Annotated in this window: 10 protein-coding genes and 3 tRNA genes; 11 read left to right on the top strand and 2 right to left on the bottom strand. The window is 55.6% G+C overall.

The features are described from left to right. Positions 1-114 precede the first annotated feature (114 nt). Positions 115-438: a ferredoxin FdxA gene (gene fdxA / locus ACT3UM_RS22245; RefSeq protein WP_007111508.1), complete on the bottom strand. Its 324-nt coding sequence runs from the start codon at positions 436-438 to the stop codon at positions 115-117. Between the two features lie 342 nt (positions 439-780). Beyond that, a complete protein-coding gene (gene mutS / locus ACT3UM_RS22250; RefSeq protein ID WP_498902232.1) occupies positions 781-3,342 on the bottom strand; it encodes a DNA mismatch repair protein MutS in 2,562 nt (853 codons plus the stop codon). Positions 3,343-3,646: 304 nt separating this feature from the next. Here mutS and ACT3UM_RS22255 point away from each other — a divergent pair, with 304 nt between their 5' ends. The 11 genes from ACT3UM_RS22255 to ACT3UM_RS22305 all read left to right on the top strand — a co-directional run bounded on the left by ACT3UM_RS22255 (position 3,647) and on the right by ACT3UM_RS22305 (position 12,642). Next, positions 3,647-4,384, top strand: a complete 738-nt coding sequence (locus ACT3UM_RS22255; protein WP_498902233.1) for a type IV toxin-antitoxin system AbiEi family antitoxin domain-containing protein — start codon at positions 3,647-3,649, stop codon at positions 4,382-4,384. Next, positions 4,381-5,292, top strand: a complete 912-nt coding sequence (locus ACT3UM_RS22260; RefSeq protein WP_498902234.1) for a nucleotidyl transferase AbiEii/AbiGii toxin family protein — start codon at positions 4,381-4,383, stop codon at positions 5,290-5,292. Before ACT3UM_RS22255 ends, ACT3UM_RS22260 begins: the two co-directional genes overlap by 4 nt. 59 nt (positions 5,293-5,351) lie before the next feature. Beyond that, positions 5,352-5,891, top strand: coding sequence for a CinA family protein (locus tag ACT3UM_RS22265; protein ID WP_498902282.1), 540 nt, complete (start codon positions 5,352-5,354; stop codon positions 5,889-5,891). 129 nt (positions 5,892-6,020) lie between these two features. Further along, on the top strand, positions 6,021-7,094 hold the full coding sequence (gene recA, locus ACT3UM_RS22270; protein WP_498902235.1) for a recombinase RecA: 1,074 nt from the start codon (positions 6,021-6,023) through the stop codon (positions 7,092-7,094). A 9-nt stretch (positions 7,095-7,103) separates the two neighbouring features. Further along, positions 7,104-7,568, top strand: a complete 465-nt coding sequence (locus ACT3UM_RS22275) for a regulatory protein RecX (RefSeq protein WP_498902236.1) — start codon at positions 7,104-7,106, stop codon at positions 7,566-7,568. Between the two features lie 237 nt (positions 7,569-7,805). Beyond that, a complete protein-coding gene (gene alaS, locus ACT3UM_RS22280; RefSeq protein WP_498902237.1) occupies positions 7,806-10,415 on the top strand; it encodes an alanine--tRNA ligase in 2,610 nt (869 codons plus the stop codon). A gap of 95 nt (positions 10,416-10,510) precedes the next feature. Continuing rightward, positions 10,511-11,761, top strand: a complete 1,251-nt coding sequence (locus tag ACT3UM_RS22285; protein ID WP_498902238.1) for an aspartate kinase — start codon at positions 10,511-10,513, stop codon at positions 11,759-11,761. 191 nt (positions 11,762-11,952) lie between these two features. After that, positions 11,953-12,141 (top strand): carbon storage regulator CsrA, encoded by a 189-nt coding sequence (gene csrA / locus ACT3UM_RS22290; protein ID WP_035576792.1) that lies wholly within the window; start codon positions 11,953-11,955, stop codon positions 12,139-12,141. Between the two features lie 133 nt (positions 12,142-12,274). Next, positions 12,275-12,367, top strand: a tRNA-Ser gene (locus ACT3UM_RS22295). Positions 12,368-12,386: 19 nt separating this feature from the next. Next, positions 12,387-12,463, top strand: a tRNA-Arg gene (locus ACT3UM_RS22300). A gap of 102 nt (positions 12,464-12,565) precedes the next feature. Next, positions 12,566-12,642: transfer RNA gene (locus ACT3UM_RS22305), tRNA-Arg, on the top strand. Positions 12,643-12,691: the final 49 nt, after the last annotated feature.

The following is a 12,691-nucleotide window of genomic DNA, read 5'->3' on the forward strand; positions in this document are numbered from 1 at the left end:
TTGTCTGGAATTTGCCAGTGCAAGTGTTTGTCTAAACCATAAAAAAACCAGCGTGGACGCTGGCTTTAAGAAAAATGGAACTTGAAAATGGAGCTGAAAAGCGTAGAGCGAAATTTAGCGCTCTAATTTCTCCAGCTTACCAGGCTTGCCATCCCACTCTTCGGCGTCAGGCAGCGGATCTTTGCGTTCGGCAATGTTGGGCCACACTTCGGCCATTTCAGCGTTAATCTCGATAAAGGCCTCTTGCCCATCCGGCAACTCATCCTCGGAGAATATCGCCTCGGCGGGGCACTCGGGCTCACACAGCGCGCAGTCGATACACTCGTCAGGATGAATGACCAGGAAGTTCGGGCCCTCGTAAAAACAGTCGACCGGGCAGACTTCCACACAGTCGGTGTATTTGCACTGGATGCAGTTCTCGGTAACGACAAACGTCATCTTGCTATCCCTCTTGCAGGGCCGGGTAACTCCCAGCCATGGTCAATCGTGAATGGTTATAAATCAGCCGTTTTTTATAAGCTAAAAGTTTGAGCGACATTCTAGAGGTGCGCCTACCTGTCGGCAAGCGCCATATGATTCCAGTTGCTAGCAATGCCAGTACAGGTTTCCGCGAGGGCGCTGTAAACCCATCCCTGGGCGCTACTTTTCCATCTGACCGCCATGGATGGCGGAAATGCCGGAAATTGTCGGGAATATTTTCCGGCCTTGGAAAAAGACCCTCGCTCCAACCTGCCCTGGCACTAGAAGCTCACTTACGGCCTTCCAAGTTTATGAGTACTATTAGATCAGGTCTCGCCACTGATACAACAGCGCTAGTGCTTCCCTTGGCGTTAAACCATCCATATCGACGTTTTCCAATGCCTCCACCACTGGGTGTGGCGCAGCGGCGAATAGATCGTTTTGCTGCGGCGCGGTGCGAGGCGCTTGCGCCGTATTATCCACATCGCGCTGCTCCAGGCTCATTAACTTTTCACGGGCGCGTTTGATCACATGATTAGGCACACCCGCTAACTGCGCCACCTGTAAGCCGTAGCTCTGGCTGGCCGGGCCCGCTTCTATGCGGTGCATAAACACGATGCTGTCGCCGTGCTCGGTGGCCGTTAGGTGAATATTGGCTACCCCTTCAGCATGTTCGGGCAGGGCGGTCATTTCAAAGTAGTGGGTGGCAAACAGCGTTAAGGCACGCCCTTTGGCTAAATACTCGGCACTTGCCCAGGCCAGCGACAAACCGTCAAAAGTGCTGGTGCCGCGGCCAATCTCGTCCATCAGAATTAAGCTTTGCTGGGTGGCGTTATGCAGGATATTAGCGGTTTCGGTCATCTCCACCATAAAGGTAGAGCGGCCGCCCGCCAAATCATCTGACGAACCAATGCGGGTAAAGATCCTATCCAGCGGGCCGATCTCGGCGGCATCAGCCGGTACAAAGCTGCCGCAGTGGGCCAGCAGAGCGATAAGTGCCGTTTGACGCATATAGGTCGATTTACCGCCCATGTTGGGGCCGGTAATAATCAGCATATGCTGGTCAGGGTTGAGCGTTACGTCGTTAGGCACAAAGGGTGTTTCGCTGACTTGCTCCACTACCGGGTGCCGTCCCGCATCGATTTGAATGCCAGTGGTTTCGCTCAGCGTTGGGCGCACCCAGTTAAGCGCTTCGGCGCGTTCAGCAAAGGCGCACAGCACATCCAGCTCGGCCAGCGCTTGAGAGGTGCTTTGTAGCGCGTGAAGGCTGTTGTTAAGGTCGCCCAGCAGCTGGTCATAAAGCCATTTTTCGCGAGTGAGCGCACGAGATTTGGCCGATAGCGCCTTATCCTCAAACTCTTTGAGCTCGGGAATAATAAACCGCTCGGCGTTTTTCAGCGTTTGGCGGCGAATATAGTCGGCAGGCGCCTGCTGGGCTTGTGAACGCGGTAGTTCGATAAAGTAGCCGTGTACGCGGTTGTAGCCCACTTTGAGATTGGCAAGGCCGGTGCGCTCACGCTCGCGAAGTTCTAGCTGAATAAGATAGTCACCAGCGTTCTCAGCCATGCCGCGATGCTCATCGAGCTCAGCATCAAAACCGTCGGCAATCACCCCGCCATCGCGGATCACCACCGGTGGGTTCTCCACCAGCGCGCGGCTGAGCATATCGGCCATTTCCGGGTAGGGACGAATATGCGGGCGCAGGTTGTCCAAAGCGCTGCCGCTCTCTACCTCGCTAAGCTGCTGTTCCAGTTCAGGCAGCGTTACCAGTGCATCGCGCAGCCGCGCCAAATCCCGGGGGCGAGCGCTATACAGTGCCACTCGGGCCAGGATGCGCTCCACATCGCCTACATCGCTTAGCGTCTCGCGAAGCGCCATATAGGCCGCATCCAGACTAAGTAGCGCCACACCCGCGTGGCGGGCCTGGACGATCTCACGTTGCCGCAGCGGGCGATTGAGCCAGCGTTTGAGTAAGCGTGAGCCCATGGCGGTGGTGCAGGTATCCAGCACGCTGGCCAGGGTGTTGTCGCTACTGCCGCCGAGGTTGATGTCGATTTCCAGATTGCGACGGCTGGCGGCGTCGATCACCACCGCGTCGTCGCGGTTCTCAACGCTGATGGCGGTCACGTGGGGTAGGCGTGAGCGCTGGGTGTCCCGGGCGTAATCGATCAGCACCCCGGCAGCAATGAGCGCAGTAGTTAAATGCGCGCAGCCAAAGCCGCGTAAATCCTGCACTTCAAACTGGTCGCATAGGCTGCGGGTGGCGCTTTCCAGGTCAAACAGCCACTCACCCTGACGGCGCAGGCTGCGTTTTTGTGACCAGGCATCGGGTAGCGTCAGGCTTTCGGGCACCAGCAGCTCCGCGGGGGAGAGGCGAGTAAGCTCGGCGAGCATCTCGGCTTCGCTCTCCACTTCCAGCACGTTAAAACGCCCGCTGGAGAGCTCTAGCCAGGCAAGCCCCCAGCTCTCTTTACCGGGGGAGACTGACACCAGTACGTTGTCGCGGCGGGCATCTAGCAGCGCTTCATCGTGGAGCGTGCCGGGGGTGACGATCCGCACCACCTGACGATCAACGGGGCCCTTGCTGGTAGCGGGGTCGCCAATCTGTTCGCAGATGGCCACCGACTCGCCGCCAGCGACCAGGCGGGCTAGATAGCCTTCAGCGCTGTGGTAGGGTACACCCGCCATGGGGATCGGCTTACCCCCCGACTGGCCGCGCTGGGTAAGGGTAATATCCAGCAGCGCGGCGGCGCGCTTGGCGTCGTCGAAAAACAGTTCGTAAAAATCACCCATGCGGTAAAACAGCAACACCTCGGGGTGCTCGCGTTTGATCTTTAAATACTGGGTGATCATTGGCGTGTTGGGGGGAATGGCCTGTGACATGGGCGTCCTGATTGAGCGTGGCGTAAGCCATCTCGGCTTACGGCATGGGCAATTTCTTTAAGCAAGCTAAACGCAGTATTCTACGCTGAACAGACGACACACTTGAAGGAGCGACGATAGTGCCCAGCGAAACTAGCCTGAAAAAATGTCCGCTATTTGCCTGACGACATATTCGACTCCCCAATATGCTGTGTTTGAGTGTTACCAAGGTGGTTTGGAAAAATTCAGGTTATCGTAGCCAGACTACGATTATGAAGGTTAAGCTAAATAGATCTCTATTTGGAAAAGGTGTATAAAACGTAGCATGGCTACGAATATTTCAGGCAAACTAAAAGCTCTCTATACCAAGCTGACTCCAGGGGCGCCTTTTACCGCAGCCGATCTGATGTCTCTGGGTATTTCGGCAGACCTTGCTGTGTACTATGTACGAGCAGGCTGGCTACTGCGTTTGGCACGTGGCGTCTACTGCCGACCAAACGATGAGCTACAGTTGAACCCTTGCCTGCTCTTGCTGCAACACAAGCTTAAGGGACTTCACGTTGGCGGTAAGTCGGCGCTCGACTGGTACGGAGTGCGCCAGTACCTCGCGCAACAGCCTACTTTACGCTTATACGGTTGGGCTGACGGACACCTGCCGAGCTGGTTTGTAGAGCGTTTCCCGGCCGATTATCACCGCAAGCGCATTTTCGATGAACACCCCGATGCATTACGGCACGTTCGCCCCTTTGAAAGGCGGGATGGGGCACCGCTGGTTTCGTCGCCAGAAAGAGCGTTGCTGGAGCTGTTGAGTGAAATTGGCTTGCGGCAGCCCTTGCAGGAAGCCCAGGAACTGGTTGAAAGTTCCTATAGTTTGCGCGTTAAAGTGCTGCAAGAGCTTTTGCAGTGTTGCTCCAGCGTTAAAACAGTAAGGCTTTGCCTACAGCTTGGCCGGGAAGGGGGGCTGCCGTGGGCTGACAAGCTTGATCCAAGTATACTGCCGACTGGTAGTGACCGGCCTTGGGTGTCTAAATCTGCTGATGGTCTGTTGGTGCTAAAGCCATGAATCCTACGTATCTCGATACAGCACGCCTACTTACGCAAGTCGCTCCACTGGTATTCGTGGATGATACCTTTGCGCTGAAAGGTGGTACGGCCATCAATCTTTTTGTGCGCGATATGCCGCGTTTATCAGTTGATCTCGACTTGCTATTTTGTGATTACAGGCTACCGCGTCAGCAAGCACTAGCGAGGATTAATGATGCTATTCGGCAGTCGGCTGATCGGTTGAATAAACAGGGATTCCAAACACATTTACCCCCTGCCGAAGCCGGTGAGACTAAGCTGCTGGTGCGACGAGGAGACGTAGAGGTTAAAGTCGAAGTTAATTTTGTGCTACGTGGAGCTGTGCAGCCCGTGCGTCGAGCTTCTCTTACCTCTGTCGCCAGTGATGTATTGATGGCCGATCTGGAAATACCCGTCGCTTCGTTGGAGGATCTCTATGGCGGCAAGCTGGTCGCCGCTCTGGATCGTCAGCACCCACGTGATCTATTCGATGTGGCTCAACTTTTCGAAAATGAGGGGATCACCCCCGGCATCCGCCGCGCCTTCGTTGTTTACTTAGCCAGTCACAACCGTCCGGTGCATGAGGTTTTATGTCCACAGCGGAGGGATATCGGCTATGACTATAAACAAAATTTCGATGGGATGACGTCCCAGCCCGTGACGCTCGAAGCATTGCTCACAACACGCGAGCGAATGATAAGCGAGCTTCGGATGGGGCTAGACGAAAGCGAACGTCGATTTTTGTTATCGCTAGTGGCTGGGGAGCCTGATTGGTCGCTGATGAATATTGCTCATCTAGAGCATCTTCCGGGTATTCGTTGGAAACTGCGCAATTTAGTGCAGCTGAAAAAATCCAATGCGAAGAAATTTGCCGAGCAGGCTGATGTGTTGGCTACACTGCTGGCATGAATGCTTAGCTTCGACAACCCCGACTTACCTGAACAGACGACACACTTGAAGGAGCGACGATAGTGCCCAGCGAAACTAGCCTGAAAAGCCTTGATTTGACCCTGTTGGCTCAGCGGTTGGGTCGGTTGTGTAAACAGTTGGGTGTGGAAGTGACCGCTGCTGAATCATGCACCGGGGGCGGTATTGCCAGTGCCATTACCGAGGTGGCGGGGAGCTCTGCTTATTTTGCGACTGGCTATGTGACCTACGCGAATGGCGCCAAGACGCGCTTATTGGGAGTGCCTGAGGCCACGCTTGCCGAACATGGTGCGGTAAGCGAAGCGGTGGTTAATGCCATGGTGGCGGGCGCCTGCCGTGAAAGTGGCGCGGGCTTAGCCGTTGCCGTTAGCGGTGTGGCTGGGCCGGATGGCGGCAGCGATGCAAAGCCGGTGGGTACGGTTTGGCTGGCCTGGGGAGATACCGCTGCCCAGGAGGCCGAATGTTTCCACTTTCCTGGTGACCGTCAGTCGGTGCGCGAGCAGGCTGTACGTCAGGCCTTGGTAGGGCTGGTGGCGCGGCTGAATGAGCGCGAGAAAGCGAGCAAGACAAACCCGTCGTAAGAAAAAGGTCCTTACGAAAAAAGGCCCTTATGAAAATAGATGAGAGAAAGCGCGATCAAGGATTTGTTTACGGCGTAATCTTTGGCATACTACTGGCTAATTATACAGCTTGTTATGAGGAATCTCTGAATGGCTCAGGATGACAACCGCACTAAAGCGCTAAACGCTGCACTCACCCAAATTGACCGTCAATTCGGCAAGGGCACCGTTATGCGTCTCGGCGACGCGCCGCGTGTCGTCATGCCGTCGGTTTCCACCGGTTCATTGGGTCTGGATATCGCCCTCGGCATCGGCGGCCTGCCGTTTGGCCGTGTGTGCGAGATCTTTGGTCCAGAATCGTCGGGTAAAACCACCCTGACCCTTTCAGTGATTGCCCAGGCACAAAAGCAGGGCAAAGTGTGTGCCTTCGTGGATGCCGAGCACGCCCTTGACCCCAGCTACGCAGAAAAACTGGGCGTTAACCTGGATGACCTGCTGGTTTCGCAGCCGGACACCGGCGAGCAGGCGCTTGAAATTACCGACATGCTGGTTCGCTCCGGCGGTGTTGACGTAATTGTTATTGACTCGGTTGCTGCGTTGACGCCGCGCGCTGAAATCGAAGGCGAGATGGGCGATTCCCACGTTGGCCTCCAGGCGCGTTTGATGTCTCAGGCGCTGCGCAAAATCACCGGTAATATCAAAAACGCCAACTGCCTGGTGATTTTTATCAACCAGATCCGCATGAAGATCGGCGTTATGTTTGGTAGCCCTGAAACCACCACGGGCGGTAACGCGCTTAAGTTTTACGCCAGCGTACGTCTCGATATACGGCGCACCGGTTCGGTGAAAGTCGGCGACGAAGTCACCGGTAACGAAACCCGCGTGAAAGTGGTCAAGAACAAAATAGCACCGCCATTCCGCCAGGCTGAGTTCCAGATTCTTTATGGCAAGGGGATCTACCACGCCGGTGAGGTCATCGACCTGGGCGTGCAGTGCAATCTTGTCGATAAAGCCGGTGCCTGGTACAGCTATAAAGGTAAGAAAATCGGTCAGGGCAAAGCCAATTCAGCGCTCTACCTGGAAGAGCACCCGGACATTATGCTCGAAATCGAAACGCAGATTCGTGAGCAGTTGCTAGCCAAGCCTGACCCCAAAAAAGACAAGGATGACGCACCTGCCGAAGCAGCGGCTGGAGCAGAAGCGGGCGACGACGATCTGCTTTAAGGCGGCTTAATGGCATTCACCTCCCAACGCGATGCTACGCCCCGTGACATCGCCATTGGCTTGCTGGCTCGGCGCGAATACTCCCGCGCCGAGCTTGCTCAACGGCTAAAGAAAAAATCCTTCGACGACGACGCTATTGATGAGTGCCTAGACGCTCTGATCGAACAAGGTCTGCAGTCTGACGCTCGCTTTGCGGCCAGTTTCGTCCGTTCACGTATTCTGCGTGGGCAGGGCGTGATTCGTATTAAAGGCGAGCTGCGCCAGCGCGGCGTTGACCAGGAAACCCTTAATAATGCTTTTGAAGAGGTAGAGGAGGGCGAGCAGGTCGACTGGTTTGAGCTGGCCCGGGAAACCCTGGCGCGGCGCTTCGATAGCCCCGGTGAGACACCCAAAGAGCGCGCTCGCCGCGAGCGCTTTCTCGCCAACCGTGGCTTCGATTTTGAGCAAATCCGCTACGCGCTCTCCTGTCTGTAGTACGTTTTCTCCAGCCGCTAAAACAACCCCCCTCTTACATTTCGAGTAGCGCTCTAATACGCTTGTCGATCTGGTTGTTCACATCGTTGTTGCCCTTCTGTCGCCAGTTGTTTGCCTTTCTGCCACTAAGTGCGGCTTTAGTCGTTTGACAACTGCGCTATAATGGCTGCTTTGCGACCCCTGAGGGTAGCGGCAACAGCGCCCTGGGACATCACGCTTTCTTGTTACGGATACCCTATGAAAAGCGCAGAGATTAGACAGGCCTTTCTCACCTTCTTCGAAGAGCAGGGGCATACGATTGTACCCACTAGCTCCTTAGTGCCGGGTAACGACCCGACGCTGCTGTTTACCAATGCCGGCATGGTGCCGTTTAAAGATGTGTTTCTAGGCCGTGACCCGCGCCCTTACGTGCGCGCGACCTCTGCGCAGCGCTGCGTGCGTGCGGGCGGCAAGCATAACGATTTGGACAACGTCGGCTATACCGCGCGTCACCACACCTTCTTTGAAATGCTGGGTAACTTCAGCTTTGGTGACTACTTCAAGCGCGACGCCATTCGCTTTGCCTGGGTATTTCTGACCGAAACGCTGGGCTTGCCTAAAGACAAGCTGTGGGTAACGGTGCATGTCAGCGATGACGAAGCCGAACGCATCTGGAAAGATGAGATCGGCATCGATCCCGAGCGTTTCTCCAAGCTGGATGAAGATAACTTCTGGCAAATGGGTGACACCGGCCCCTGCGGCCCCAGCTCTGAAATCTTCTTCGATCATGGTCCAGAGGTTTGGGGTGGCCCGCCGGGCAGCCCGGAAGAGGATGGCGACCGCTATATCGAAATCTGGAACCTGGTCTTCATGCAGTTTGATCGCGATGCTGCCGGCACGCTCAACCCGCTGCCCAAGCCCTCTATCGATACCGGCATGGGGCTGGAGCGGGTCGCCGCTGTGATGCAGGGCGTGCACTCCAACTACGAAATCGACCTGTTCCAGAACCTGCTCCAGGCCGCAGCCAAAGCCACCGGCCACCCGGATACCGCCACGCCTTCGCTGCGCGTGATTGCCGACCATATCCGCTCCTGCGCCTTCCTGATTGTTGATGGCGTGCTGCCTTCCAACGAAGGGCGCGGCTATGTGCTGCGTCGGATTATTCGCCGCGCGATTCGCCATGGCCACAAGCTGGGTGCGGTGGAGCCGTTCTTCCATAAGCTGGTCGAGGCGCTGGACGCTGAGATGGGCGATGCCTATCCGGAACTGCGTGAAGCGAGCGATCAAATTGCCCGCGTGCTGCTAAAAGAAGAAGAGCAGTTTGCGCGTACTCTGGATCACGGTATGGGGCTATTGAACGCGGCCCTGGCGGAGCTGGACGGCAAGGTACTGCCGGGTGAAACCGTCTTCAAGCTTTACGACACCTACGGCTTTCCGTTCGATCTCACCGCCGATGTGTGCCGTGAACGCGGCGTTACCCTCGACGAAGACGGGTTTCAACAAGCTTTAGAGGCCCAGCGTGAGCGTGCCCGGGCGGCTAGTCAGTTCGGCGCCGACTACAGTGCCTCTATTGAACTGGAAGGCGAAACAGCCTTTACCGGCTACGACCGCTTGGAAGATCAGGCCAAGGTAACGGCGCTGGTCGACAGCGAAGGCAACGAACTGGCCGCCTTGGAAGCCGGGCAGAAGGGCGTCGTGGTGCTAGATCGCACGCCGTTTTACGGCGAGTCAGGTGGTCAGGTGGGCGATACCGGCTATCTGTATGTCGATGGCGGCCGTTTCCAGGTCACCGATACCCAGAAGCAGAGTGGACATCACCTTCACCAGGGTATAATGGTTGAAGGCTCGCTAAGTATCGGAGCCAGCGTACGCGGCGAAGTGGACGCCAGCCTGCGTACGGCCACCATCCGCAATCACTCGGCCACCCACCTGCTACACAAAGCGCTGCGTATGGTGCTGGGTGATCACGTGCAGCAGAAAGGTTCGCTGGTTAACGCTGAGCGCCTGCGCTTCGACTTTAGCCACTTTGAGCCGATGACCGCTGAGCAGTTGACGGAAGTCGAGCGCTTGGTCAATGAGCAGATCCTGGCCAATGCGCCGACCAAAACCGAACAAATGAGCCTGGATCAAGCCAAGGCCAAGGGTGCGGCAGCGCTGTTTGAAGCCAAGTACGCCGAGAACGTGCGGGTGTTGACCATCGGTGCAGACGATTTCTCCATCGAGTTGTGTGGTGGAACGCATGTCACACGCAGTGGCGATATTGGCTGCTGCCATGTGATAAGCGAAGTAGGCATTGCTTCCGGCGTGCGCCGTATCGAAGCAATCACCGGCGAAAATGCGCTGGCCTACTTCCGCGAGCAGGAAGCCCGCCTTGAGCGCCTTGGCGAACGTTTGAAGACCAAGCCAGAGCAGCTTGAAGCGCGGGTAGAATCACTGGTTGAGCGTAACCGGAGCCTGGAAAAAGAGCTTGAGCAGCTTAAGGCCAAATTGGCCAGCGCTGCGGGTAGCGACATGCTGAGTCAGGTGCAGGAGATCAACGGCGTTAAGCTGCTGGCAACGCAGCTGGATGGCGTGTCAGGCAAAGATCTACGCGGCGTCCTTGATCAGCTTAAGAACAAGCTCAGCTCCGGGGTGATTATCCTTGGCGTTGCCGACCAGGCGGCGGGCAAGGTGAGCCTGATCGCAGGGGTCACCCAGGATCTGACTGGCCGTGTGAAAGCCGGTGAGCTGGTTAACCATGTCGCCTCTCAGGTAGGCGGTAAGGGCGGAGGCCGTCCTGATATGGCCCAAGCGGGAGGTAGTCAACCCGACGCCTTGCCGGATGCGTTGAAGAGCGTACCGGCATGGTTGGAAAACGTTCTTAGCTAAACCTTAAGGCCGGTGGCATTATTGCTACCGGCCTTATTATTTAAAACTTATAACACTTTCACCCTCCATTCCCGAACGCATAGGAAAAACGGCATATGGCACTATACGTACAGAAGTTCGGCGGCACTTCGGTGGGCTCTGTCGAGCGTATCAAGGCCGTAGCGGAAAAGGTTAAGGGGTTTCGCGACCAAGGCCATCAGGTAGTGGTCGTGGTTTCCGCCATGAGCGGCGAAACCAACCGCCTTACCGATATGGCCCAGTCGCTTAACGAGGATCCGGCACCGCGCGAGATGGATATGCTGCTGTCGACCGGTGAGCAGGTGACTATTTCCCTACTCGCCATGGCGCTTCAGCAAATCGGCGTGCCTGCTACTTCCCACACTGGCGCCCAGGTAGGCATTCACACCGATAGCGCTTATACCAAGGCGCGTATCCAGCGCATCGAAACCGACGACCTGAAGGCCGACCTTGAAGCTGGGCAGGTAGTGGTTGTGGCCGGGTTCCAAGGGGTTGATGAAGACGGCAATATCACCACGCTGGGTCGCGGTGGTTCCGATACCACGGGTGTGGCGCTAGCCGCTGCTCTCGGCGCCGATGAGTGTCAGATTTACACCGATGTTGACGGGGTATACACCACCGACCCCCGCGTATGCTCCAAGGCGCAGCGCTTAACCAGCATCACCGTGGAAGAGATGCTGGAGCTGGCCAGTCTCGGCTCTAAAGTGCTGCAGATCCGCGCGGTAGAGTTTGCCGGTAAGTACAACGTACCCCTGCGGGTGCTGTCGAGCTTTGAAGATGGCCCCGGTACCCTAATTGTTGCAGAAGCTGACCAAGACGAGGACGCTATGGAAGAACCACTGATCTCCGGTATCGCCTTTACCAAGAATGAAGCAAAACTAACCCTACTCAATACGCCGGATGTACCAGGGGTAGCGTCGCGCATTCTAGGTCCCATTGCCGATGCCAATATCGAAGTTGATATGATCGTGCAGAACGTGGCGCCGGCCGGTGACTATACCGACTTTACCTTTACCGTTGCTAAGGGTGATTACAAGGCCACTAAGAAACTGCTTGAAGAGACGGTGATTCCTGATTTGGGCGGCGGTGAGCTGCGCGGCGACGACAATATTGCTAAAGTGTCTTTGGTCGGTGTTGGGATGCGTTCTCATGCGGGTGTGGCGTCTAAAATGTTCCGCGTTCTAGCCGACGAGAATATCAATATCCGTATGGTCTCCACTTCTGAGATTAAAATCTCAGTCGTGATTGATGAGAAACATATGGAGCTGGCTGTTAACGCATTGCACAAAGCTTTTGGTTTAGATAAGTCAGATATCGAATCTGAATAACATTAATGCCTTAAACCTTCTACGCTGAAGGGGTACTTGCTGCCGTGTGGTGGTGAGCTTTCTTTCAACGGGAGGTTAAGGTGTCATGGAGCCGGACATTGGTGACAGGCAGCGCTATGCCGCATAATGGCATGGTGTTGCCTCCGGCTGACATATCCCGTTGCATAAAACGTCTGAAAAGGAGATCAGCCATGCTCATCCTAACTCGCCGTGTTGGCGAAACCCTGATGATCGGTGATGAAATCACCGTCACCGTGCTAGGTGTGAAAGGCAATCAAGTACGTATTGGCGTCAATGCGCCGAAAGATGTGGCAGTTCACCGTGAAGAGATTTACCAGCGAATTCAGCGTGAACGAGACAGTGAAAACGAAGTGGAATAAGACTTGCAGGCTTGCATGATGAAACGATGCTTAAAGCGTAAGTTTATATGTAAGGTATGGCCGGTGCGAAAAAAAACCTTAGGGGACTAGACACAAGAAAGCTAAATCGGTAATATTCGCGCCGTGCCGTTAAGGAGAGGTGGCCGAGTGGCTGAAGGCGCTCCCCTGCTAAGGGAGTATAGGGTTTATAGCCCTATCGAGGGTTCGAATCCCTCTCTCTCCGCCAATTGCATGTTAGAAGGTATGCGCCCGTAGCTCAGCTGGATAGAGTACCTGACTACGAATCAGGGGGTCGGAGGTTCGAATCCTCCCGGGCGCGCCACCTTTCTGTTAGCTGCTTATTAGCCATTGTCAGTGTCTTGATAAATCGCCAGTGTCTCGATAAGTGGTTGCTTGGTAAATTTAAGTATTAGCAAACTATTACGCGCCCGTAGCTCAGCTGGATAGAGTACCTGACTACGAATCAGGGGGTCGGAGGTTCGAATCCTCCCGGGCGCGCCAGATTCCAAAACCCGCTCTCTTTCTTTGAGGGCGGGTTTTCTGTTTCCAG

It is taken from the genome of Halomonas sp. AOP13-D3-9, assembly GCF_052379125.1.
Taxonomy (GTDB): domain Bacteria; phylum Pseudomonadota; class Gammaproteobacteria; order Pseudomonadales; family Halomonadaceae; genus Vreelandella.